Origin of the sequence: Streptomyces sp. NPDC058576, from assembly GCF_042718715.1 — a bacterium.
In the GTDB taxonomy this organism is placed as follows: Bacteria; Actinomycetota; Actinomycetes; order Streptomycetales; family Streptomycetaceae; genus Streptomyces.
The window spans coordinates 75,838-99,256 of the sequence record NZ_JBHXPF010000026.1 but is presented as its reverse complement, the minus strand read 5'-3'; the positions used below and the strand labels follow the sequence as shown (position 1 = coordinate 99,256).

Sequence of the window (23,419 nt, the reverse complement as noted above, 5' to 3'; positions counted from 1 at the left end):
AACCGGTGACCCCCAACAACGACCACACCCCCCGCACCAGCACCACCCCCACTCCCACCCCCCACTCCCTGGACGACCAGATCCCCCCGTCCCTCTTCGCCCCACCGGGCAGGGGGACCCCGCCGCCGCTGTTCGGCCCGGTCGCCGAGAAGGCGGACACGTCGCGGGGCGGTGCGACTCCGCCTCCGTTGTTCGGCCCGGTCGCCGACAGGGCGGTGACGCCGCGGGGCGGTGAGCTGCCGCCCCGGCGGGACGCCGAGCCCGGGCCCGCGCCCGCTCCGGACGCCGGTCCCGCACGAGCGGCGGCCGGTGAGCTCCCGCCACGGCGGAAGGCCGAGCCCGCGCCGGACGCTGCGCCCGCGCCCGACGGTGGCAGGGTCCCGTCCTCGTCGCCCCCGCCCGGTGCCCCGGAGGCACCGAGCGTGGGCCTGCACCTCGGGCCGGCCCCGGACCGTCCCGCCCCCACGCGCCCCGTACCGCTCGACGGGAACCTCCACCTCAAGCCCGTCCGGCGTTTGAGGCCGGAACCCTCGGCGGAGTGGACCCCGCACCCGTCGTACGGGGCCGAGCCGGGGACGACGAAGCGCGAGGACGGGAAGGCCGAGCCGGCAGCCCGCGACACCTCTGCCCAGGGGGCCGTGGACAACCCCGGACCGGACACCGAGCTGGACCTCGTCCTGGACCTGGCCCCCGGCGACCGGGCCGCCTCGGCCACCTTCTCCGTGCCCGTACCCGGCCCCGCCCCCGCCCCCGCGTCGCAGACCACCGCGACCGCCCCGGCCACCGCGACGGTCTCCTCGTCCCCCGGCCGCCGCCACTCCGTCATCGCCAACGAGACCACCGCCTCCATCCCCGTACACCTCCTCTTCCGTGACGCCCAGGAGCCGGCCGAAGCGACGGCGCTGCCCGCGGCCGTCGTCCGCCGCCCCGATGCAGGGGACCGCACGCCCGCCACCCGGCGGCCCCCCGTGCCGCGTTCGCCGCAGACGCGGGTGCGGCCGTCGACCCGGCCCGCCCCGGTCGCCGACCCCCGGCTCGCCGAACGGCCCGGGCCCGCCCTGTCCGGCTACGCCGCCCTCCTCGCCGGTGCGGCCGGAACCGCGGGTGCGCTGGCCGTCCTGTGGTGGCGCGGCGCGCTGCCCGCCGCCTGGCAGAGCGCCGTCGGCCTCACCCCCCGGCCCGACCTCGGCGTCGGCGTCGGCGCCTGGGCCCTGCTCGCCCTCCTCGCCACCGCGGTGCTCCTCGCGCTCGGCGGCCTCGGCCGGGGCCGGGTCGGGTACGCGTGGGTGCTGACGCTCTTCGGCGACTACCGGGGCAGCGTCCGGCGCACCGGCCTCGTCTGGGTCTCGCCCCTGCTGCTGCGCCGCCGCGTCGACGTACGCCTGCGGCACTGGCGCAGCGAACCCCTGCCCGCCGTGGACGCGAACGGCACCGCGCTGCGCGTGGTCGTCCTCGTGGTGTGGCGGATCAAGGACACGGTCCGGGCCGTCCTCGGCATCGAGGACCACGAGGCGTACCTGAGCGCCCAGGTCGAGGCGGCGATGGCCCGGGTCCTCTCGCAACTGCCCGCCGACGCGTTCCACGAGGACGCCCCGACCCTGCGCGACGCGGAGGCGGTCGGCGACGCGCTGACCCGGATGCTGAAGGCGGACTGCGAACCCGTGGGCGTGGAGGTCTACTCGGCGCAGCCGACCGGCATCGAGTACGCCCCCGAGGTCGCGGCGGCGATGCAGCGGCGGCGGATCGCCGCGATCGACTCCAGGCACCGCGACAGCGTGCTCACCTCCGTGGTGGACGCGGTCGACGACACCGTCAACCGGCTCACCACGCGCGGCATCGTCGAGCTCGACGACTACGAACGCAAGGCGCTCGTCAAGGACTTGACGGTCGCCTTCTACACGGGTCGCAGTGGGGGAGGGGACGGGGCCTGAGGTCCCGGGGGAGACCCGCGGCCGCTTCGGATGCCGCCGGAATATGAAGCTCATTGGTCTGGACATGTTCACGCCGCGTCAATAATCTAGGGCTTGGTCTAGACCGCAGCATCCGCGTCACGCACGGCACCACGTACCAAGCGCGCAGCAGTCGAGCAGTGCTCATGGAACCTCCCCCACGTTCTAGAGGAGCGACAGCCCATGCGGAAAAAGGCAAGCGCGGCCGTGATCGGCCTGGCGATAGCGGGCGTTTCGGTGCTCGCGACCAACACCGCCAGCAGCCACGGCTACACGGACACCCCGATCAGCCGTCAGAAGCTCTGTGCCAACGGCACGGTGACCGGCTGCGGCAACATCCAGTGGGAGCCGCAGAGCGTCGAGGGGCCCAAGGGCTTCCCGGCGGCAGGACCGGCGGACGGCAAGATCTGCTCCGGCGGCAACGGGCAGTTCGCCCAGCTCGACGACCCCAGAGGCGGCAACTGGCCCGCCACGCAGGTCACCGGCGGACAGGGCTACAACTTCCGCTGGCAGTTCACCGCCCGCCACTCCACCAGCGACTTCCGCTACTACATCACCAAGAACGGCTGGGACTCCACCAAGCCGCTCACCCGGGCCGCGCTCGAATCGCAGCCCTTCATGACCGTGCCCTACGGCAACCAGCAGCCGCCGGCCACGCTGACGCACCAGGGCACGATCCCCACCCAGAAGAGCGGCAAGCACATCATCCTCGCCGTGTGGAACGTCGCGGACACCACCAACGCGTTCTACGCCTGCTCCGACGTTAAGTTCTGACGCTTCATCAGCTATCGTGCGGCGCCATGAGGAGTACCGGCACCGTCGCGGAGCTCGTACGACGTCAATGGGGTGACCACCGGCCCGCCCTGAAGCACGGCCCCACCGTGCTCAGTCATCACCAGGTGGTCGAGGGCGCCGCCGCACGGGCGGCGCTCCTCGCGGATCTGCTGCCACCGGGCGGCGAGCCGCACCTCGGCGTGCTGCTCGACAACACCCCTGAGTTCCCGCTGTGGCTCAGCGCGGCGGCCCTGGCCGGGGCCGCCGTCGCGGGAATCAACCCGACCCGGCGCGGCCCCGAGCTGGCGCGCGACATCCTGCACACCGAAGCATCGGTCCTGATCACCGAGCGCGCCCACCTGCCGCTCCTCGCGGACCTGGAGCTGCCGGGCGTACGGGTCCTGGTCACCGACACCGAGGCGTACGCCGCCCTGCTCGCCCCCTACGCGGGCGCACGCCCCGGCGACGCCGTCGTCGCTCCGGTCGGCCCCGACAGCCGCATGCTCCTCTACTTCACCTCCGGCTCCACCGGCGCGCCCAAGGCCGCGATCTGCACGCAGGGCCGGCTCGCCGGAGCGGGGGCCTCCCTCGCCGGACACTTCGGCGTACGGCCCTGTGACACCCACTACATCTGCATGCCGATGTTCCACGGCAACGCCGTGCTCGCCGACTGGGCCCCCGCGCTCGCCGCCGGAGCCGCGATAGCGCTGCGCCCCCGCTTCTCCGCCTCCGCCTTCCTCGACGACGTACGCGCCTACGGGGCGACGTACTTCACCTATGTGGGGCGCGCCGTGCAGTATCTGCTCGCCACCCCCGAGCGTCCCGACGACCGGGACCACCCGCTGCGCCTGGGCTTCGGGACCGAGGCCGGGGCGGTGGACGCGGCCCGGTTCCGGGAGCGGTTCGGGGTGCGGCTCGTGGAGGGCTACGGCTCCTCCGAGGGCGGCGCGGCCATCCAGCACAGCCCGGACGCCCCGCCGGGCGCGATCGGCCGGGCCGCCCCGGGCGACGACCTCGCCGTCGTCGACCCGGAGAGCGGCGCGGTGCGGCCTCCGGCCCGCTTCGGCGAGGGCGGGCGGCTGCTCAACGGGGACGAGGCGATCGGCGAGCTGGTCAACCGGGGCCCGACGCCCTTCGAGGGCTACTGGCGCAACCCGGCGGCGGACGCGGAGCGGGCCCGGCACGGCTGGTACTGGACCGGGGACCTCTTCTACCGCGACGCCGAGGGCTTCCTCTACTTCGCGGGCCGCACCGACGACCGGCTCCGCGTCGACAGCGAGAACCTGGCCGCCGCGACGATCGAGAGCATCCTGGCCCGCTGGTCGGAGGCGGCCGCCTCCGCCGTCTACGCGGTCCCGGACCCGGTCACCGGCGACCAGGTGATGGCCGCCCTGGCGCTCCGGGCGGGCGCGGCCTTCGACCCGGCGGCCTTCGCCGCGTTCCTGCGCGCCCAGCCGGACCTGGGGACGAAGATGGCGCCCCGGTTCGTGAGGATTCTCGACCGGATGCCGGTCACCGCGACGAACAAGATCCACCGGGTGGCGCTGCGCCGGGAGGGCTTCCGCTGCCCGGACCCGGTCTGGTGGGACCGGGGCGGCGACGGCGTGTACGTACCGCTGGACGCCGAGCGGCTCGGGGCCCTGCTCGCGCAGTACGCGGAGCGGGGCAGACCGCTGTGATCAGGGAAAAAGCACAGTGGGCGGGCTCCGGTGAAGGAGACCGCCCACTGCGTGTCGTGCGCCGTCAGGGACTCGAACCCCGGACCCGCTGATTAAGAGTCAGCTGCTCTAACCAACTGAGCTAACGGCGCCTGCTGACTCGAAAATAATACCTGGTCCTCAGGGGTGCTGATGACACCCTCGGCCCGGGGGCCCTACAGCGCCAGCGACAGCAGCACCGGCGCCGCCCGGCGGCTCAGCGTCTCGGCCGCCGACCGCAGCCGGTGCGCGTCCTCGATCGGCAGCGACAGGGCGAGGCAGCCCGCGGCGGAGCCGGCCGTCAGCGGCACGGCCGCGCAGACGGTGCCCACCGCGTACTCCTGGAGATCCAGCACCGGGACCGTGGCGGACTGGGCGTCCAGCTGGGAGAAGAGGATCTTCTCGTCGGTGATCGTCCGCGAGGTGAGCCGCGCCGTCCGGTGCCGGGAGATGTGATCGCGCCGCCCGTCGTGGTCGAGCTGCGCCAGCAGGCACTTGCCGACCGCGCTGGCGTGCGCCGAGGAGCGGAAGTCCACCCACTCGTTGACCGCGGGCGTGAGCGGCCCGTCCGCGACCTGGGTCACGCTGACCTCGCCGTCGACGTACCGGCTGAGGTAGACGGCCGCGCCGACGGAGTCGCGCAGCTCGGTGAGGGTGAGCTGGAGGCGGTCCTCCAGGGCCTGGCGGCGGGCCGCCCCGGAGCCGAGCAGCAGCAGCGAGGCGCCGATGACGTACGCGCCGTCGCTGACCTGCTCCACATACCCCTCGCGGCGCAGCGTGAGGAGCAGGGAGGCGAGGTGGCCGGTCGGCAGCCCGGTCTCGCGGGAGATCTGGGCATCGGTCACACCGTTGCCGTGTTTGGAGACCGTTTCGAGCACGCGCAGGGCGTACTGCACCGAGTGGAACGGTGCGGTCGGCTCGGGCTTCAACGCCACGGTGTCCCCCTACCAGGTTGTGACCGCAAGCTTTCGCCCCACGATAGCCGCCGGAACTGCCCCGCGGGGCGGCAGTTGACGAGTCAGTGGGGGCGCCCCGGGGCTGTCATCTGGGGCGCACCCGTCTGGCATATGCCAACGTCATGGGCAGTGGCTCAACTCCGAGGTCACAGCACCGCGTTGAGGAATTCGCGCGTGCGTTCGTGCGACGGATCGGAGAAGATTTTCTCCGGGGATCCGGACTCCACGACCCGACCCGCGTCGAACATCAGGACCTTCTCCGAGACGTCCCGGGCGAAGTTCATCTCGTGGGTCACGCAGAGCATGGTGATGTCGGTGTTGCGGGCGATGTCCCCCAGCAGCTCCAGCACACCCGCGACCAGCTCCGGGTCGAGCGCGGACGTCACCTCGTCCAGCAGCAGGATCTCCGGCTCCATGGCGAGCGCGCGGGCGATGGCGACCCGCTGCTGCTGGCCCCCGGAGAGCTGGGAGGGGTGGGCGTCGACCTTCGCCGAGAGCCCGACCAGGTCCAGCAGCTCCCGGGCCCGGGTCTCCGCCTCCTCGCGGCTCCTGCCCAGCACGCTGACCGGGGCCTCGGTGATGTTCTCGATCACCTTCATGTTCGGGAAGAGGTTGAACTGCTGGAAGACCATCCCGATCTTCTTCCGGGACTCCCGCAGCTGCTTCTCGCCCGCGGGCTTCAGCGAACCGTCCGGGGTGCGTAGGTGGGTCAGCGGGGAGCCGTCGACCCAGATCACCCCGCCGCTGACCTTCTCCAGCGTCATCAGCAGCCGCAGGATCGTCGTCTTGCCCGAGCCGCTGGGCCCGATCAGGGTGACGTGCTCGCCGCGGTCCACGGTGAAGTCCAGCTCGTCCAGGACGACATGGTCGCCGTAGCGCTTCACCACCTTGTCGAACCGCACCAGCGGCTCGCCCGTGCGTGCCGCTGTCGGGGCGGCGTCCTCGGGAGCTGCGGCCGGCCCCCGCGAATCCGTCTTCTTCAGGGGGAGGGGTTCAGTGGCCAAGGCGCTTCTCCAGCTTTCTCATCAACAGCGACGTGGGGTAGCTCGCGACCAGGAAGATCAGGCCGGCGAGGGTGAACACCTCGGTGTACGCGAAGTTCTCGGCCCCGTAGAAGCGGGCCTCGAAGACCATCTCCTGCACCGTGATCACGGCGAGGAACGGCGTCTCCTTGAACATCGAGATCGCGTAGTTCCCGAGCGCGGGCAGCACGTTGCGCACCGCCTGCGGAAGGATCACGGCCTGCCAGGTGCGCCGGGGCGACAGCGACAGCGCGCGGCACGCCTCCCACTGGCCCTTGGGCACGCCGTCGATCCCGGCCCGGTAGACCTCGGAGGTGTACGCGGCGTAGTGGACGCCCAGCACCGCGATGCCGATGTACAGCGGCTCCACCGTGTTGAACAGGGCCGCCGCACCCACCAGTTGGACCAGCAGCGGGGTGGAGCGGACGAACTCCGTGACGACCCGCACCGGGACCGTCACGAACGCGCTCGGCGCGCGCCCGGCCACCGCGACGGCCAGCCCCAGCACGGCCGCCACCAGGGTGCCGAGCACGGTGGCGAGCAGGGTGATCCGGAACCCCTCCAGCAGGAGCGGCAGGGACTCCCCGACGGCGTTCCAGTCGAAGCCGTTCACCGGGTACCTCCCACGGCGGTCGGGGATGCGCTGCGGCTCTTGAACAGGCTCTTCGCGCCGGTGTCCAGGCCGAGCCGCCGCTTGGCGCTCCGCTCCAGCAGATTCATCAGCATCGTCAGGGCGTACGCCAGCACGAAGTAGGCGGCCAGCAGGGTCAGATAGGCGGTGAGGGTCTCACCGGTGCGGTCGCGCAGCTGCTGGACCACCGTCATCAGATCGGCGGCCGAGATCAGCCACAGCAGCGGGGTCGCCTTCAGGAGCTGGATGAGCAGGTTGGTGAAGCTCGGGATCATCTGCACCCAGGCCTGCGGCAGGATCACCTTCCACAGCCGCCTGGACGGGCTGAGGTTGAGCGCGATCGCCGCCTCGTACTGCCCGCGCGGTACGGAGTTGATCGCGCCCCGCACCACTTCGGCCCCGTAGGCACCGAAGTTGAGGCCGAACGCGACCACCCCGCAGATGACGGGGGTCAGTTCGTAGCCGGTCACCAGCGGCATCGCGTAGTAGAGCCAGAACAGCTGGATGTAGAGGGAGGTGCCCCGGAAGAACTCCACGACCACCCGGGAGAACCCGCGGGCCAGGAGCAGCCGGCTGCCCGCCATCAGCCCGAGCGCGAAGGCCAGCACTCCCGCGAGCAGCGCGCCCAGGACCGTGGCCTGGAGCGTCACCCACAGGCCCGACCGGACTCTGGGGAACTCCTCGAAGAGGAGGGAGAAGAAGTCACTCATGCGTGCGCGTCCGCCCCGTCAGCCCTTGCACAGATCAGCGGTCTTCAGGTCCTCCGGCGGGATCTCCGACTCCCCGAACCCGTACGGCTCCAGCAGCTGCACATAGCGGGAGCGGTCGGAGACGATCTTCTTCAGCTCGCGGTTGAAGGAGTCCCGCAGATCCTCGTTGCCCTTGCGGAACACCGCCCCGCCCGGCGAGAACTGGGCGTTGCCGTCGATCTCCGGCACGAACGGCTCGGTGACCTCGGTGTCCGGGTTGGTCTTCGCCAGCCAGCGCAGCGAGATGCCGGTGAGCAGGAAGGCGTCGATCCGGCCGCCCTTGACGGCGTCGGCCCCGTCCTGCGGCTTCTGCAGGGTCTTGATCTTGTCCTCGGCTATGCCCGCGCCCTTGGCGTAACTGCCCTCGACCGCACCCGACATCACGCCGACGGTGATCCCCGCCTCCTTCGCGGAGACCAGGTCGGTGACCTTCTTCGGGTTGCCCTTCTTCACCATCAGCGCGGTCGGCGAGATGAACTCCGGCTCGGAGAAGATCGCGTTGCCGCAGCGCTCCGGGGTGATGGCCATGCCCGCGCTGACCACGTCGTACTTCCCGGCCTGGAGCCCCGGGATCAGCCCGTCCCACTCGGAGAGCGTCGGCTTCAGCTCGTCCACCCCGAGGGCCTGGAAGATCTCCCGGTGCAGCGTCGGGGCCTCGCCCTTGAGCTCCTTGCCCTCCAGGTAGCCGTACGGGGCCTCGTTGGCGTACGCCACCCGGACGAAGCCCTGCTTGCGGAGCTTCTCCAGAGCGCCCTCGCCGGTCGCGGAGCCGGCGTCGGTCTTGCTGCACGCGGTGAGGAGGCCGGGAACGACGAGGAGGCCGCCCACGGCCGCCGATCGGTTGAGGAAACCCCGGCGGGACAGGTTCGGGAATTCAGCCATGGTTCGCAATCTCCTGGAGGTCGAACAGTCCGGACAGGGTGAGCGCCTGCCCGCTCCCGTACGTCTATGCGGGGAGCCGGAGGCATGTAACCCAACAGTGGCCGGAAGGTGACCTTCCCGTGCCCGAAGGAGGGCGGAGTGCGACCAAGGGTGCGCGGGGCGTGTTCCCCCGTCACGGAGACTTCATGACTCCGCATCAGCCACTTCTGGGATCAGCCGTCGCCGATCAGGCGTCGAGGTCGGAGGAAGGGACGTAGCCGCGTCGCTTGTCGACCACGTTCGGCAACGGCTCACCCGACGCCCAGCGTTCGTACATCGCGACGAACTGCTCGCTCAGCCGGTCCCGCCACCCCACCGTGTCCCCGCTCAGGTGCGGTGAGATCAGCAGCCCCGGCACGTCCCACAACGGGCTGTCCGGGCCCAGTGGTTCGTCCTCGAACACATCGAGCGCCGCGCCCGCGAACCACCGGCGGTGCAGCGCGTCCACCAGGTCGGCCTGCACCACGCTCGCCCCGCGCCCCACGTTGATGAACCGTGCCGAGGGCTGGAGCAGACCGAAGAAGCGGCTGTCGAACAGGGACCGCGTCGACTCGGTCAGCGGGGCCGCGCCGATCACCCAGTCCGCCCGCGCCGCCAGCCGGTCCAGATCCGCCGCCCCGTGGATGGTGCGCCGGGCGGTCCGCCCCACCAGGGCCACCGTGACCCCCAGGCCGTGCAGCAGCCGGGTGATCTCCCGGCCGACCGGCCCCGCCCCCACGACCACCGCCCGCGCTCCGGCGACCTGCTGCCCCTCGCGGTGGCGCCAGCGCCGCTCCCGCTGGAGGGCGAGGGTGGTGGGCAGATCCTTGGCCATCGCCAGCACCAGCCCCGCCACGTACTCCGCGATCGGCCGCTCGAAGATCCCCCGCGCGTTCGTGAGGACGGTGTCGGAGGCGACCAGCTCCGGGCAGAGGAGCCGGTCCACGCCCGCGCTCGCCGTGTGCACCCAGCGCGGCCGCCGGCCGGGGCCCGGCCAGGCCTCCCGTACCGCGTCCGAGGCGAAGTCCCACACCAGCAGTGCGTCGGCGGCCGGGAGCAGCCCGGCGAGCGTGGCGGCGTTCGCGTACCGCACGTCCGCCCGGCCGGTCAGCCGGCCGAGCCGCGGGGACGGTTCGGCGTCGAGGACGAGCAGGACGGGATCCGGCATCGCTGGTCGGCCCTCCGCGACGGAACGGGACTACGGATCGCCCACGCTCGCAGCAGGTCACCCCCGCGTCAACGAGGCCCGGCCGCGCGCCCCGGTGCCCGGCCGGGGGAATACTGGGAACAAGTCGGGGCAAGAGTGACCGGTCGCGCGGTCACGGCCGCCGGAACGCCCGGAGGGCCGCCGCGGCCCCCTGACGGGCCCGTCCGCCGCGCGGCGAGCCGTCGACGCACAGGAAGGGTGGACATGACGACCGTCGGACTCCTCTATCCGGGCCACGCCGCCGAGGACGACTTCCCACGGACCGAGATCCTGCTCGACACCGACATCCGGCTGCCCCTGTTCTCCACCGAGGCCGGCGAGGACGCCTACCGGGCCGACGCGCTGCGCGAGCAGGGTGCGCCGGACCGGATCGCCGAGGGTGTCGAGGAACTGCGCCTCGCCGGGGCCGAGGCGCTGCTCTGGGCCTCCAGCGGCGGCAGCTTCGGGCAGGGCTGGGAAGGCGCCCACGAGCAGGTCGCCACGCTCGCCCGGGCGGCCGGCCTGCCCGCCTCCAGCACCTCCATCGGCTTCGGGCACGCCCTGCGGGAGCTGGGGGCCGGCCGGGTCGCCGTCGCCGCGCCCTACCCCGAGGACGTCACCGGCCTCTTCGTCGACTTCCTGGCGTCGGCGGGTGTCGAGGTGGTGGCGGCGGTGTCCGGCGGGGCCGGCTCGTCCGCCGAGGCCGGGGCCTGGGTCCCGGAACAGGTGAAGCGGCTGGCACAGGAGGCGGACCACCCGGACGCCGAGGTGGTGCTGATCCCGGACACCTCCCTGCACACCACCGCGTACGTTCCCGAGCTGGAGGAACTGCTCGGCAAGCCCGTCCTCACGGCGAACCAGGTCACGGTGTGGGAGGGGCTGCGCCTCGCCGACCGCCGGACCTGGGCCCCCACGCTCGGCACCCTGTTCGCCACCCGCGAGCCGGTGCTGCGGAAGCTGGAGCCGAAGGGCATCGAGGTGCGGGAGTAGCGGTCGGCCGGTCCGTGTGGCCGGGGGCCGGTCCGGGGCCGGTGGTCGGTCCGGGCGCCCGGCGCCCGGTCCGGATGTCCGGCGGCCGGAATAAACGGAGTCTTCCTCCTGTTCCATCTCTCCGATACGCAGACGTACGACAGCAGCACCGGGAGAGGCCGACACGTGGACGAGATCCGAGGCGACGAGACCAGCGGCGACGCGAAGGGCGACGCGAGTGACGGGGACGGGATCCGGGGCGCCGCAGCCGGAACGGCCGCCGTTCCGCTGTCCGTGCTCGATCTGGTCACCGTGGGGCAGGGCCGCACGGCGAGCCAGGCCCTGCGCACCGGCGTGGACATCGCGAAGCTCGCCGAGAGCCGCGGCTTCCACCGCTACTGGGTCGCCGAGCACCACTCCATGCCCGGGGTCGCCTCGTCCTCCCCGGCTGTGATCCTGGCGCACATCGCCGCCCACACCGAGCGCATCCGGCTCGGCTCCGGCGGGGTCATGCTGCCCAACCACGCCCCGCTGGTGATCGCCGAGCAGTTCGGCACCCTGGAGGCGATGGCCCCGGGCCGCGTCGACCTGGGCCTCGGCCGCGCCCCCGGCACGGACGGGGCGACGGCGGCTGCCCTGCGGCGCAGCGACCGGCTCAACGAAGGGGCCGACGACTTCCCGCAGCAGCTCATGGAGCTGATCCGCTTCCTGGACGACGACTTCCCGGACGGGCACCCGTACGCCCGGATCCACGCCGTACCGGGCCCGGTCCAGGCGACCGCGCCCGGCGGGGTGCAGTCCGCGCACCGGCCGCCCGTCTGGCTGCTGGGCTCCTCCGGCTTCAGCGCCCGGCTGGCCGGGACGCTGGGCCTGCCGTTCGCCTTCGCACACCACTTCTCGGCGCAGAACACCCTTCCCGCGCTCGACCTGTACCGCGAGTCCTTCCGGCCCTCCGCCGTGCTGGACGCCCCGTACGCCCTGATCGGGGTCTCGGCGCTGGCCGCCGACGACGAGCGCGAGGCCCGCCGCCAGGTGCTGACCGGGGCCCTGTCCATGGTCCGGCTGCGCACCGGCCGGCCGGGGCTGATCCCGAGCCCCGAGGAGGCGGCGGCGTACGACTTCTCCCCGATGGAGCGGGAGTTCGTCGACGGCTGGCTCGCCAACGTCATCCACGGCACCGCCGACGAGGTCCGCGGCGGCCTGGACGATCTGGCCAAGCGCACCGGCGCCGACGAGCTGATGATCACCGCCAACGCGCACGGCGGGGACGCGCGGCTGCGCAGCTATGAACTGATCGCGGACGCGTACGGCCTGCCGACCGCTCCGTAGACCGTGCTGGGCCCCGGTCGGCCGGGTGAGGCCGGGGCCGGTGGCGCGGGGAGCGTCAGCCCTCCAGCGGCCGGGACCCGATCAGACCGGCGATCTGCTCCGGCGCCACCGCCCGGGAGTACAGCCAGCCCTGGCCGGTGTCGCAGCCGATCCGCCGCAGCCGCTCCGCCTGCCCCGCCGTCTCGACGCACTCCGCGGTGACGGTCAGGCCCAGGCGGTGGGCCAGCTGCACCATGGCCTCCACAATCGTCTCGTCGGCGGGGCTGGGATGCGTACCGTCCTCGTACCGGAAGCCCTTCACGAACGCCCCGTCCAGCTTCAGCACGGAGACGGGGAGCCGGCTGAGGTAGGCGAGGTTCGAATACCCCGTCCCGAAGTCGTCGATGGCGATCCGTACGCCCATGTCGCTCAGCGCCTGGAGCGCCCGCAGCGGACGGCCGCCCGAGCCCATCACCGCCGACTCGGTCAGCTCCAGCTGGAGCAGCCCGGGGGCGAGCTCCGTCTCGGCCAGGATCTGGGCCACGTCGGCGACCAGGTCGGAGTCCCACACCTGCCGTACGGCGACGTTGACGCTGATGAACAGCGGCGGCTCGTCCGGGTGGTCCAGCTGCCAGCGCCGCGCCTGCCGGCACGCGGTGCGCAGCACCCACCGGCCGAGCTGGACGATGGAGCCGTCCTCCTCGGCGATCTGGACGAACCGATTCGGCGGCAGCACGCCGAACTGCGGATGGTTCCAGCGCACCAGCGCCTCGACCCCGCGCAGCACCCCGTCCGCCATCCCGACCAGCGGCTGGTACTCCAGCGTGAACTCCCCGCGCTCCACGGCGGGCCGGAGCGTCGAGGAGAGGGACTGCCGGGTCATGCGGTGGGCGTTGCGCTCGGGGTCGAACAGGGTCCAGCGGGCCCTGCCGTCCGCCTTCGCCCAGTACAGCGTGGTGTCGGCGGCCTGCATCAGACCGGTGGGCGAGGTGCCCGCCGCGGTCCGCTCGACCACGCCGATCGACGCGGAGACCGAGAGCCGCTGCCCGGCCAGGTCGAACGGCTGCTGGAGCGCGGCGAGGACGGAGTGGGCCAGGTCGGTCAGCTCCCGGGTGCCGGCCGAGTCCTCGACCAGGATCGCGAACTCGTCGCCGCCCAGGCGCGCCACCAGCCGGTTGCCGCCGGCGTTGCGGGAGGCGTCGTTCTCGGCGCAGTCGGTGAGCCGGGCGGCGACGGCGGCCAGCAGCCGGTCCCCGGTGCGGTGGCCCAGGGTGTCGTTGATCGCCTTGAAGCCGTCCAGGTCCAGGTAGCAGAGGCCGATCCGGGCGTGCTGCCGGGGCGGCAGGGAGTCGTCCTGGTACGGCGGGGTCTCCAGGGCCGAGGCGAGACGCTCGAAGAACAGCGTCCGGTTGGGCAGCCGGGTCACCGGGTCGTGCATCTGGAGGTGGCGCAGCCGCTCCTGGAGCTCGCGCCGGTCGCTGACGTCCGCCACCGTCAGGAGCACCCGGGCCGCCTCGGTCGCCGACGCTCCCGTCATCGGTACGACGGTGATCTCGGCCCACAGGGAACGCCCGTCGGGGTGCTTGAGGCGGCGCGTGCAGCGGAACCGGGAACGGCGGCCGAGGAGGACCTCGCGGTAGGCGTGCCAGGTGCGGTCGTCGGAGGCGAGGTCGAGCAGCTCGCACGCCTGCCGTCCGGCGAGGGCCGCCGCCGGGGCCCCCAGCAGCCCGCAGAGCGCCTCGTTGGCCCGTACGAGGTGGCCCCGGCCGTCGACGACGCCCATGGGGAGCGTGGCGGCGTTGAAGGCGGCCCGGTAGTCGCGCAGCTCGGAGGCGGTGGGGCCGCCCCCGGAGGGGCCGCTCCGGGCTGGGCCGCCCCCGGAGGGACCGCCCTCGACCGGGGCCGTCGTATGACGCTCCGTGACCGGCGCGGCGGGCGCGCCCGGGGCCGTGCCCGCCGGGGCGCCGGGCCCTTCGGAGGTTCCGCTCACCGCTCGCTCCCGCTGTGAAGGTCGTCGTGAACTGGTGGGGTCCAACTGGCCGCCGGGTGGTGGTCCCGTGAAGGGGCCCGTTCCACGCGGGAAAGCGTGGTGAAGCATAGAGGGTGCCGCGTCGGCCGTTCCAGCTCGCCGTCCGGTCCGCGCCACCGCGCAGGTCCGCGAGGCGGTGGGATCAGGTGTTCCGCTTTGCCCTGACCTGATCATTTCTGTGCTGATCTGTTGCATCGGACGGCTGGGCCGACCGATGGTGACGTTCCGTGAAGGTCTGGGCGGCGATTTTGACCGCTGACCCGTGTGGGGCAGCACAACAGGGCGTGGCGTGGTGAAGCGGCACAGGGTGGACGGGATGGACCGTGTTTCCCCACCCGGAGGTCGATGTGCCGTGCCGTCGCGGACCCCAGGGAGCGGAACGGCCGCCTCTGCCTCTGCGCAGTCTGGCCGCCGCCGCCACCTCCCTCCTGGCGCTCGCCGCCACGTCCCTCGTCGCGGGCCCCGCCGCGGCCGCCACGGGGGACGCCGCCCCCTGCGCCCTGCCCCGGACGGCGGCGCACCACTCGCTCGGCGTGAACACCTGGAACGCGGCCTATCCGCGCCCCGACCGGGGCCTCGACGCGGTCATGGTCTTCCTGTCCTTCCCGGACTCCGAGCCCAGGCTCGCCCCCGAGGCCCTCACCGCCGACCACTTCCCCGCCACCACCCGCTTCTTCGAGCGCACCAGCTACGGCCGGTTCACCCTGCGCCCGCACCCGCAGCGGACCTGGACGCAGATGCCGCGCGACTCCACCTGGTACGGCATAGAGCGGGACTGGAACGCCGAGCGGCGCACCGCCTACCTGCGTGACGCCATCGCCGCCGCCGACCCGCAGGTGGACTTCTCCCGCTACGACGTCGTCTACCTGGTGGCCGACCCGGACGCCCCCGGTGTCGACTCCGACGCCACCAAGGTCGTCAACTTCGACCGGCCGCTGCGCGCCGACGACAGCGACATCCGGCGCGTCGTCACGGTCTTCGAGCAGCACCCGCCCGACCGCAACGTCCTCGCCCACGAGACCGGGCACGTCTTCGACCTCGCCGACCTCTACCACCGCCCCACCGACGGCAAGGGCGACTGGGACACGCACGTCGGCGACTGGGACGTCATGGGCAGCCAGTTCGGCCTCGCCCCCGACCTGTTCGGCTGGCACAAGTGGAAGCTCGGCTGGCTCGGCGGCCGGCAGGTCGTCTGCGTCCAGGGCTCGGCCGACCTCACCCTGGAACCCGTCGCCGCCGCCCCGGTGCCCGGCGGGTCGATCGGCACCCGGCTCGCGGTCGTCCGCACCGGCGCCGACAGTGCCCTGGCCATCGAGGCCCGCAGCGCCACCGGCAACGACCGGTCGACCTGCGCCGAGGGCATCCTGATCTACCGCGTCCGCAGCGAGACGGCCTCCGGCGGCGGACCCGTCGAGGTGGTCGACACCCATCCGAACACCGGGGCCTGCTGGGACCGCTCCGTCTACCCGCCGCTGGCCGACGCCCCGCTCGGGGTCGGCGAGACCTTCACCGTCCCGGGCGACGGCACCCGCGTCGAGGTCGCCGACCGCACCCCGTCCGGCTCCTGGACCGTCCGGATCACCACCGGCGTCTGAAGACCCCGTGGTGGCCCCGCACACGAAGAAACCCCCCGCTTTCGCGAGGGGCTTCTTCCGTCGGTGCGCCGTCAGGGACTCGAACCCCGGACCCGCTGATTAAGAGTCAGCTGCTCTAACCAACTGAGCTAACGGCGCCTGCTGACGTCGTAGACATTAGCACCCTGATCCGTCCGAGGAAAAATCGACTGCGCGGCACCCCGGGAGGAGGCGGACCGGCTCACCCGCACACACGCCCAGAGCAGCACATCGGGACCGGGCAGCCATGGATTGCGGGTGTCGGGGGCGACCACCCAGCGCGGCCCGCCGTCCGACGACGCGCAGGTCAGCGGCGGTACGGTCACGGCGTCACCGGTGCCGTGGCAGAGCAGGGGCGGCACCGGGCCGCGCGGCCCCCCGGAGCTGCCGGAACCGCTGGATCCCCACTCCTCCCAGGAGAGCAGCGAGGGCAGCCGCTGGGCCGTTCCGGGGGCGGCGAACAGCAGCATCCGGCCCCGGTGCGTGGCGACCGGACCGGAGCCGGGCCCCTCCGCCCAGAGCTGCTCCAGCATCCGCCGCCCGAACAGCGCCGGCACGTTCACGACGTCGAAAGCGGAACCGCAGGGGAGCACCCCGGGGGCCGTGGGGCGCTCCTCCCACTGGGCGAGCGTGCTGCGCGGATAGGGGGCGGCCCCCGCCAGCCAGGCGGCGCCGGCCGCCGTGACCTGTGCGGCCTGGGGTCCCGACTGGTCCCGCAGCAGGGCGAAGATGTCGACGCCGTGGTGCGGGGCGGCACCGGCCTGCAGGGTCGTTTCGTCTTTCAGCCATGCGCTCATGGAGCAAGGTCTACCGGGAGTGACGGACCTGATTCCGAGAGTTGCCGGAAACCGGGACAGGGTGGGAAGGGGAGGGGTATCTTGCCCGCCGGAATATGCCACGGGACCTGACCCCCGGCCTGACGGCGCAGCACCTGCCCCGGCCGCCCCACGGACCACGTCGGTCCCACAGACCCCACGGGCGCCCGGGAGCGCTCCGCAGGAGGTCAGGCTCTCGGCGAGTCCATCAGGGAGCGGCCGAACTCGATCATCTTCTTCGCGTAGTCCTCGGTCCACTCCGCCCGCTCCGCGACGTCCGCCGGGGTCAGCCGGTCGAACCGGCGCGGGTCGGCGAGCTGCGCCGCCGCCATCGCCTGGAACTCCACCGACCGGTCCGTCGCCGCCCGGAAGGCCTGCGTCAGCTCGGTCGCCCTGGCCAGCAGCTCACGGGGGTCCTCCAGCGACTCCAGGTCGAAGAAGTGCTCCGGATCCGCCGTGGCCTGAGACGGCTCGAAGAGCAGTGGCGCGGGGCGCAGCCGCTGCCGTTCGTTCCGCTCGGACTCAGTCATGTGCTGTTCCTCCCTCGCACGGCCAGGACGGCCACCCTCCATTGTCCAACCCCGCGCAAGAGGGCCCGGCCTGTGACCCCTTACGGCCTCCACCGCACCCGGTGCTCGGCGAGCCGGGCCAGCACCGCATGGTTGGCCTCCCAGCCGTCGGGGAACTTCACCGTGACGCCCAGCTGCACCGGCTCCGTGGACGGGTGCTCGTCCAGCAGGTCCGCCACCCCCTCCCGGCACACCACGACGCACGCGTGCCGGTGGCGCGAGGCCAGCACGCACAGCCGGCCCGTCTCCAGGTGGAAGGCCGTGGCGTCGGGGCGGCCCGACAGGGGGTGCAGCACCACCGTGACGTCGAACTCGCGGCCCTGGAGCCGGTTCGCCGTGTCCACCGCGACCCCCGTGACGCCCAGCTCCGCGAGCGCCGCCCGCACCGCCGCCGCCTGGTCCCGGTGGGCCGTGCCCACCGCCACCCGGTCCGCCGTCACCGGCACCGGATCCTCAGCCCGCTCGCTCGTCGCGACGCCGCCCCGGTCCAGCAGCCGCCGGACCACCAGCGCCACCGCCCGGACCGCCTCGGGGTCGGTGCGCGGGGTGTGCCGGGCCGGCAGCTCCAGCAGCCCCCACCCGGACTCCGCCGCCTCGTCCAGCACCCGGTCGGGCCCCGAACCGTCCGACGCCACCCCGAAGGAGAGCTTCCGGTCCCCGTGGTCCGTACCGCTGCGGAAGGGGGTGTACGGGTAGAACGCGTCCGACACCAGCGGGGCCGCCGACGCCGGGAGCCGCCACGACACCGGCAGCCGGTGCTGCGGCAACTCCGGATTGTGCGCGAGCAGCGTGGACACCGCGCTCGCCGACGGGTCGTAGCTCAGCCCCGCCCACTGGTCCGCGCCCACGATCGAGAACGGGTCCAGCTGGCCCGGGTCCCCGACGAACAGCGCCCGCTCGAACAGCCCGGCCACCGCCAGCAGCGCGTCCGAGCGCATCTGGTACGCCTCGTCGACGATCGCGTGTCCCCACGGCTCCACGTTCTTCACGTGCGCCCACTTCGCGGCCGTCGAGATCACCACGTCGAGTCCGGCCAGATCCGCCGCCTTCGCCGACTTCGTCACGTTGGCGAGTCCGTCCAGGACCTTGTCGTACGGGTCGGAGTCGCTGCTGTGCAGCCGCCCCACCGGCAGCTCCGGGTCCTTCTCGGCGAGCCGCACCACCAGATCGTCGACCTGGGCGTTCGTCTGCGCGATCACCATCAGCGGATGCCCGGCGGCGGCCAGCTCCAGGGCCGCCCGGACCACCAGCGTCGACTTGCCCGCGCCCGGGGGCGAGTCCACGACGATGCCCCGGCTGCCGCCGTGCAGGGTGTCGTCGAGGATCGCGCCGGTCGCGCGGGCCGCCGCCGCGCCCGGGTCGAAGACGACGCTCACCGCGGTCCCTCCGGGGCGGTGGCGGTCGGGGTCGGGATCACAGCAGGTCCTCCGGGGTCACGGGGTCGGGTTGCTCCACGCGCGCCGCGGCGTCCGCGCCCGGCGGGCCGCCATGGGTCCACGGCGTCTCCTCCGGGTCCGGCAGCTTCGGCCCGCCGCGCTGGTCGTGCTCGAACAGGGTCCAGGCGATCCGCTCCCCGGGCTCCGGCACCGAACCGGGCGCGGGCTCCTTGCCCCGGCCCATCCGGTCCAGGATCCGCAGCACCAGCAGGATCTCGCCGTCGTCGGCGACCCGGCCGGCCGGGGACACGTCCGCGTCGGCCGGGTCCGCTTCACCGCCCGGGTCCCCGGAGGCGTACCGCACGAACTCCGCCGTCTGCGGCTTGCCCTCCAGCGAGCGGTAGACCTTCGTCCGCTCGCCCAGGTGCGGTCGCTCGTCCGTGCGGGCGGTGACCAGCGGGCGCGGAGATGGCCGCTTCGACTCGGTGTACGCCATCTCCACCGCGGACACCGTGCCGAGGAACGCCTCGCCCGCCAGCCGCCGACCCGCCAGCACCAGCGGGTCGTCCAGCGCCTCCTGCGCCTCCAACTGGGCCTGGGCGGTCTCCCGGGAGGCCAGCTTCTGGGCGGCCGTCACCGCGTCGTCGCGGCGCGGCTGCGGAGGCTCGCCCGAGCGCACCCGGTCCCGGTGCGCCGTGAACGACCAGCGGTCCCGGGTCCAGCGGTCCTCGGCCCGGGACCCCTCGGGCAGTTCCCGCACCAGGTCGAGACCCCGCCAGACCGCGTCCCAGGTCGGCAGCATGACCCGTGCCAGCAGCGAACGGATCTCCCGCTCCGCGCCGCTCAGCTCACCGAGCCGGGCGTCCGCGGCGAGCCCGTCCTCGGCGGAGGCGAACGCCGTACGCGCCCGGTCGTACCGCTCGATCGCCGGGGCGAGGAGCCGGTTGTCGAAGTCCGGGTCGGTGGCCGGACCGGCCGGCGGGCACAGCAACTGGCCCTCCCCGTCCCGGGCCAGCTCGGCCCGGAGCGCCGCCTCGGCCCCGGAGGAACCGGCCGGCGGGTCGATCCAGGACAGCAGCGCGCCCAGGTGCTGGTCCTCCAGGCTGCTCTGCCCGGTCGCCCAGTGCCGGTTCAGCAGATCGGTGGTGGCCAGCAGCAGCGAGGAGCCGGGCACCCGGGCCCGCTCCCCGTAGTGCGTCAGCCAGCGGCCGAGCAGCGGCACCCGGGCCGGGGCCGGATACGGGGTGTCCGGGTCGTCCTCGGCGGTACGGCGGAACCGCATGGACCGGCCCAGCAGCCGGACGAACTCGACGCCCGCCCGGCTCGGCACGATCAGCTGAGCCGCGTCCGTGCACAGCTCGACCTCGACCTTGGTCTTCTTGCCGGTCGCCGGATCCGTCTCGTTGCGCTCGGCCGGCTCGACCACGTCCGCGCACGCCTCGACGTGCGGAAGGACCGCCTCCGCCAGCTCGGCCAGGAACGCGAACCGCAGGTCCCGGTCGCGCGGCTGGGCGACGGCCAGCAGCCGGGGCGCCTCCCGGTCGGTGCCGACCAGCGCCCCGAGCGGGGCCCCGGCCTCACCGGCGGTGGTCAGCGGCACCAGCACCAACGGCCGGTCGGTGAGATGGCGGTGGCGGACGGTCGCGAGCGGCTGGGCGCGGCCGGTGTCGACGGCCTCCAGCCGGGCCAGGGTGGTGATCAGCGACATGCGGCCGCACCCTCCGGCGCTCCGGCGCGCGCGACGGAGGCGGCTTCCAGCGCCTCGGCACGCAGGACGGCGGCGCTCTCCAGTGCCTCGGCACGCAGGGCGGCGGCCCGGCGCAGCGCCGCGACCGTCGGATCGGCGGGATCGCCCTCCTTGCCCGCGGCGGCGGCCAGTACCCCGGCCACCGTCGTCAGCCCGCCCAGCTCACCGCGGACACCGCGGCCCAGTGCCTCCACGGCCCCCTCGGCCCGGGACTTCGACCGGCAGTGGAAGGCCAGCTCGCAGGCGGCCAGGCACTCCGGGGCGTACGCCGGGGGCACCGCCGCCACGGCCGCGTCCAACTCCTCGGGGGCGCACGCCGGATCGAACGTCGTCCCCTCCGGCAGCCCCGCCGCGATGTCCTCGACGCGCGTCAGCCGGGTCAGCTGACGGCGGGTCACGGCGCGCTGCTTGCGTACGTCCACGACGGATGCGGTCGGCAGGTTCGAGAAGTCCTTGGGGCAGACCAGCAGCACCCGGTGCCCGACCTCCGCGCCCTCGGTCACCGCCGCGACCCGCTCCAGCGCCAGCACGTACACCGCGGCCTGCCGGGCGGCTGCGCCGACCTTCGACGCGTCGGCGGAGGCGTCGATCATGGGGAACGACTTGATCTCGACGACCGTCCACCGGCCGTCGGGGTGCACCACGACCGCGTCGGGCTCCAGATAGGCGGGGGAGCCCGCCACCTCCAGGGCCAGCATCGGGTGGTCCAGCAGGGCCCAGCCGCCCGCCGCCGTGGCCTCCCGCAGGGCGAGCGCGGTGCGCGCCGCGCGGCCCTCGGGCCCGGCGGCGCTCAGATCGGGCGTGGCGACGTCCGGACCCGGGGCGGGGGAGGAGCCGCCGAGGCGCTCGTACAGCAGGCGCAGCAGCTCGGCGCCGCCGTCCGCCTTGACCTTCGCCTCGAAGGCGTTGCCCCGCATGAAGGCGAACTGGGACTGTCCGAAGGGTGCGGGGGAGCCGAGCGCGGTGGCCAGCACGCCCTTGTCCACTCCGGCGCCGTCCAGCAGGGCCCGCCGCTTGCAGCCGGGGTTCGCCGCGAGGGCGGCCAGGGCTCTGGCGTCGAGCGGATGCGGTGCGACGGAGGGGCCGCGCAGCTCAGCGAGCCGCTGCCGGAGCGTCGTCGCTCGCGGCGGTGTCGGCTGCGTCTCTGGCTGCCGGGCCGCCGACTGTCGTGCCGCCGACTGCCGGGCCGGGGGGATCTGCGGAGGTGGTCCGCTGGCCGGGGATTCGCTCACCCGTGGAAGTCTTGCACCCGGCACTGACATCCGGGGACACGGTCGCCGGAATCGATGCGGCGGCGGTGCTGGTGCCGGCCTGCTTCCGGCCGGTGGGCAGGACGCCGGCCAGCCGTGCCTTGACCCGGTCGGCGAGCCGGACGACGGGTTTGACCAGCAGGGCCCCGAGGCCCATCACCGCCGCGCCCGCGACGGCGTCCAGGAAGTAGTGGTTGGCGGTGCCCATGACGACGATCGTGGTGATCAGCGGATAGGCGATGCCCGCCGCCCGTATCAAGGGGTGGCGGCCGTGCCGCCACAGCAGGATCCCGCACCACAGCGACCAGCCGACGTGCAGGCTCGGCATCGCCGCGTACTGGTTGGTCATCCCGCTCAGCCCGCGCGGGGCGCTCGCGCCCGCGCCCCACCACCCGTAGGCGCTGTACTGCGCCATCGTGTCGACGAAGCCGTGGCCCGCGTCCAGCAGGCGGGGCGGACAGGTCGGCACCAGGGTGAAACCGACCAGCCCCAGCAGCGTGGAGTTCATCAGCCAGACCCGGGCCGCCCGGTACGCCGTCGACCTGCGCCGGAACATCCATATGAGGACGGCCGGGGTGACCAGGTAGTGCAGGGAGGCGTACGCGAAGTCGGCGGGTATCCCGAGCGCCGGGGTGCTGGTGAAGAGACGGTTCAGCGGATGCTCGGCGTTGAGGTACAGCGCCTGCTCCAGCCGCAGGATCGCCAGGCCGTGGTCGACCGCCGTCGACACGTCGCCGCGCACCAGGAGCCGGCCCACCGAATACAGCGCGTACATCACCGCGATCAGTGGCAGCTCCGTCCACCAGCGGGGCCGATGACCGGTCGCGGGCGGCGCGATGGCGTGCGGCATCCGGTAGCTCTCCCCATGTTCATGCGGCCGACGACGAACGTTCAACCGTACGGCGGCGCCGTGCCGCCGACTCCCCCGGGGGTCCCCTTCCGGACATCCCGTACGCGGCGGTCCCGGGGACCGCACCAGGGAGGGACGCCGGCCGGGCCCGGGAGGTTGCGCGGCGGGCCGGTACGGGATGATGGAAGGTCCCAGCACCAGCGTTTCAGGGAGAGCCTTCATGGCACCGCGGATCCTGCTCGCCCGGCACGGCCAGACCCAGTGGTCGGTCCGGGGCAACCACACCGGCAGGACGGACATCCCGCTCCTGGACTCCGGGCGCGAGGGCGCGAAACTGCTCGGCGAGCGGCTGCACCGGGCGCCCTGGGCGGGGCTGCCCGGCGTCGAGGTCCGCACCAGCCCGCTCGTCCGGGCCGCCGAGACCTGCGAGCTCGCCGGGTTCGGGAAGCGGGCGGAGCCGTGGGACGCGCTGATGGAATGGGACTACGGGGCGTACGAGGGGCTGACCCCGGCCCAGATCAAGGCGGACCGGCCCGACTGGCTGATCTGGCGCGACGGGGTGCCGGACGGGGAGTCCGTCGCCGACGTCACCGCCCGTGCGGACGAGGTCGTCGCCTGGGCACGTTCGGAGGACCGGGACGTCCTGGTCTTCGCCCACGGCCACATCCTGCGGGCGCTGGGCGCGCGGTGGCTGGGCGAGGACCTGTCCTTCGGCGCGCGGATCCGCCTGGAGCCGACGTCGCTGTCGGTCCTGGGCTGGGCGTACGGCCTGCCGGCCGTGGAACGCTGGAACGACACGGGCCACCTGGACCGCTGACCAAGCCTGTCCGGCGTTTGAGGACGGAACCGTCCGCTCGGTGGGCGTGAGCTGGGCGGGCTCCGGGACCACCCTCAGCCTGTCCGGCGCTTGAGGACGGAACCGTCCGCTCGGTGGGCGTGAGCTGGGCGGGCTCCGGGACCACCCTCAGCCTGTCCGGCGCTTGAGGACGGAACCGTCCGCTCGGTGGGCGTGAGCTGGGCGGGCTCCCG

20 protein-coding genes and 2 tRNA genes are annotated in these 23,419 nt (G+C 73.4%); 7 read left to right on the top strand and 15 right to left on the bottom strand.

Annotation, left to right across the window (positions count from 1 at the left end; translation table 11 throughout):
• Positions 1 to 5: 5 nt before the first annotated feature.
• The 3 genes from ACFWRV_RS19830 (at position 6) to ACFWRV_RS19820 (ending at position 4,402) form a co-directional block, all read left to right on the top strand.
• On the top strand, positions 6 to 1,931 hold the full coding sequence (locus ACFWRV_RS19830) for an SPFH domain-containing protein (RefSeq protein ID WP_384336249.1): 1,926 nt from the start codon (positions 6 to 8) through the stop codon (positions 1,929 to 1,931).
• A 201-nt stretch (positions 1,932 to 2,132) separates the two neighbouring features.
• Positions 2,133 to 2,723: a lytic polysaccharide monooxygenase gene (locus tag ACFWRV_RS19825; protein WP_384336247.1), complete on the top strand. Its 591-nt coding sequence runs from the start codon at positions 2,133 to 2,135 to the stop codon at positions 2,721 to 2,723.
• 26 nt (positions 2,724 to 2,749) lie between these two features.
• Positions 2,750 to 4,402: an AMP-binding protein gene (locus ACFWRV_RS19820; RefSeq protein WP_384336245.1), complete on the top strand. Its 1,653-nt coding sequence runs from the start codon at positions 2,750 to 2,752 to the stop codon at positions 4,400 to 4,402.
• A gap of 57 nt (positions 4,403 to 4,459) precedes the next feature.
• On the opposite strand, the gene ACFWRV_RS19815 is transcribed toward ACFWRV_RS19820, so the two are convergent.
• From ACFWRV_RS19815 to ACFWRV_RS19785, 7 genes are all read right to left on the bottom strand, one after another.
• Positions 4,460 to 4,533: transfer RNA gene (locus ACFWRV_RS19815), tRNA-Lys, on the bottom strand.
• Positions 4,534 to 4,596: 63 nt separating this feature from the next.
• Positions 4,597 to 5,355, bottom strand: a complete 759-nt coding sequence (locus tag ACFWRV_RS19810; RefSeq protein ID WP_384336244.1) for an IclR family transcriptional regulator — start codon at positions 5,353 to 5,355, stop codon at positions 4,597 to 4,599.
• Positions 5,356 to 5,522: 167 nt separating this feature from the next.
• Positions 5,523 to 6,380: an ectoine/hydroxyectoine ABC transporter ATP-binding protein EhuA gene (ehuA, locus tag ACFWRV_RS19805; protein ID WP_384336242.1), complete on the bottom strand. Its 858-nt coding sequence runs from the start codon at positions 6,378 to 6,380 to the stop codon at positions 5,523 to 5,525.
• A complete protein-coding gene (gene ehuD, locus ACFWRV_RS19800; protein WP_384336240.1) occupies positions 6,370 to 7,011 on the bottom strand; it encodes an ectoine/hydroxyectoine ABC transporter permease subunit EhuD in 642 nt (213 codons plus the stop codon). The genes ehuA and ehuD overlap by 11 nt, the downstream gene beginning before the upstream one ends.
• Positions 7,008 to 7,739: an ectoine/hydroxyectoine ABC transporter permease subunit EhuC gene (gene ehuC / locus ACFWRV_RS19795; protein ID WP_384336238.1), complete on the bottom strand. Its 732-nt coding sequence runs from the start codon at positions 7,737 to 7,739 to the stop codon at positions 7,008 to 7,010. The genes ehuD and ehuC overlap by 4 nt, the downstream gene beginning before the upstream one ends.
• Positions 7,740 to 7,757: 18 nt before the next feature.
• On the bottom strand, positions 7,758 to 8,660 hold the full coding sequence (gene ehuB, locus ACFWRV_RS19790; protein WP_384336236.1) for an ectoine/hydroxyectoine ABC transporter substrate-binding protein EhuB: 903 nt from the start codon (positions 8,658 to 8,660) through the stop codon (positions 7,758 to 7,760).
• 226 nt (positions 8,661 to 8,886) lie between these two features.
• Complete coding sequence (locus ACFWRV_RS19785) at positions 8,887 to 9,846, bottom strand: D-2-hydroxyacid dehydrogenase (RefSeq protein ID WP_384336234.1); 960 nt, start codon at positions 9,844 to 9,846, stop codon at positions 8,887 to 8,889.
• 243 nt (positions 9,847 to 10,089) lie between these two features.
• On the opposite strand from ACFWRV_RS19785, the gene ACFWRV_RS19780 reads away from it, so the two are divergent.
• Positions 10,090 to 10,854 (top strand): decarboxylase, encoded by a 765-nt coding sequence (locus tag ACFWRV_RS19780; RefSeq protein ID WP_384336232.1) that lies wholly within the window; start codon positions 10,090 to 10,092, stop codon positions 10,852 to 10,854.
• A 165-nt stretch (positions 10,855 to 11,019) separates the two neighbouring features.
• Positions 11,020 to 12,162: an LLM class flavin-dependent oxidoreductase gene (locus ACFWRV_RS19775; protein ID WP_384336230.1), complete on the top strand. Its 1,143-nt coding sequence runs from the start codon at positions 11,020 to 11,022 to the stop codon at positions 12,160 to 12,162.
• A gap of 55 nt (positions 12,163 to 12,217) precedes the next feature.
• Here ACFWRV_RS19775 and ACFWRV_RS19770 read toward each other — a convergent pair whose 3' ends face one another.
• Entirely contained in the window at positions 12,218 to 14,131 is a 1,914-nt protein-coding gene (locus tag ACFWRV_RS19770; RefSeq protein ID WP_384336228.1) for a putative bifunctional diguanylate cyclase/phosphodiesterase, read from the bottom strand.
• 386 nt (positions 14,132 to 14,517) lie between these two features.
• Here ACFWRV_RS19770 and ACFWRV_RS19765 point away from each other — a divergent pair, with 386 nt between their 5' ends.
• Positions 14,518 to 15,765 carry a M6 family metalloprotease domain-containing protein gene (locus ACFWRV_RS19765; RefSeq protein ID WP_384336265.1) on the top strand — a complete coding sequence of 416 codons (1,248 nt, stop codon included), beginning with the start codon at positions 14,518 to 14,520 and terminating at the stop codon, positions 15,763 to 15,765.
• Positions 15,766 to 15,829: 64 nt separating this feature from the next.
• Here ACFWRV_RS19765 and ACFWRV_RS19760 read toward each other — a convergent pair.
• The 7 genes from ACFWRV_RS19760 to ACFWRV_RS19730 all read right to left on the bottom strand — a co-directional run bounded on the left by ACFWRV_RS19760 (position 15,830) and on the right by ACFWRV_RS19730 (position 22,390).
• A tRNA-Lys gene (locus tag ACFWRV_RS19760) sits at positions 15,830 to 15,903 on the bottom strand.
• Positions 15,894 to 16,580 (bottom strand): bifunctional DNA primase/polymerase, encoded by a 687-nt coding sequence (locus tag ACFWRV_RS19755; protein WP_384336226.1) that lies wholly within the window; start codon positions 16,578 to 16,580, stop codon positions 15,894 to 15,896. The genes ACFWRV_RS19760 and ACFWRV_RS19755 overlap by 10 nt, the downstream gene beginning before the upstream one ends.
• Positions 16,581 to 16,786: 206 nt before the next feature.
• Positions 16,787 to 17,128 (bottom strand): hypothetical protein, encoded by a 342-nt coding sequence (locus ACFWRV_RS19750; RefSeq protein WP_384336224.1) that lies wholly within the window; start codon positions 17,126 to 17,128, stop codon positions 16,787 to 16,789.
• Positions 17,129 to 17,208: 80 nt separating this feature from the next.
• Positions 17,209 to 18,543, bottom strand: coding sequence for an AAA domain-containing protein (locus ACFWRV_RS19745; RefSeq protein WP_384336222.1), 1,335 nt, complete (start codon positions 18,541 to 18,543; stop codon positions 17,209 to 17,211).
• A 37-nt stretch (positions 18,544 to 18,580) separates the two neighbouring features.
• The gene (locus ACFWRV_RS19740) at positions 18,581 to 20,251 is read right to left on the bottom strand and encodes a hypothetical protein (protein WP_384336220.1); all 1,671 of its coding nucleotides are present in this window, start codon (positions 20,249 to 20,251) and stop codon (positions 18,581 to 18,583) included.
• Positions 20,242 to 21,276, bottom strand: coding sequence for a hypothetical protein (locus tag ACFWRV_RS19735; protein ID WP_384336263.1), 1,035 nt, complete (start codon positions 21,274 to 21,276; stop codon positions 20,242 to 20,244). The genes ACFWRV_RS19740 and ACFWRV_RS19735 overlap by 10 nt, the downstream gene beginning before the upstream one ends.
• Positions 21,277 to 21,382: 106 nt before the next feature.
• A complete protein-coding gene (locus ACFWRV_RS19730) occupies positions 21,383 to 22,390 on the bottom strand; it encodes a phosphatase PAP2 family protein (protein ID WP_384336218.1) in 1,008 nt (335 codons plus the stop codon).
• A gap of 220 nt (positions 22,391 to 22,610) precedes the next feature.
• Here ACFWRV_RS19730 and ACFWRV_RS19725 point away from each other — a divergent pair, with 220 nt between their 5' ends.
• Positions 22,611 to 23,207: a histidine phosphatase family protein gene (locus tag ACFWRV_RS19725; protein ID WP_384336216.1), complete on the top strand. Its 597-nt coding sequence runs from the start codon at positions 22,611 to 22,613 to the stop codon at positions 23,205 to 23,207.
• Positions 23,208 to 23,419: the final 212 nt, after the last annotated feature.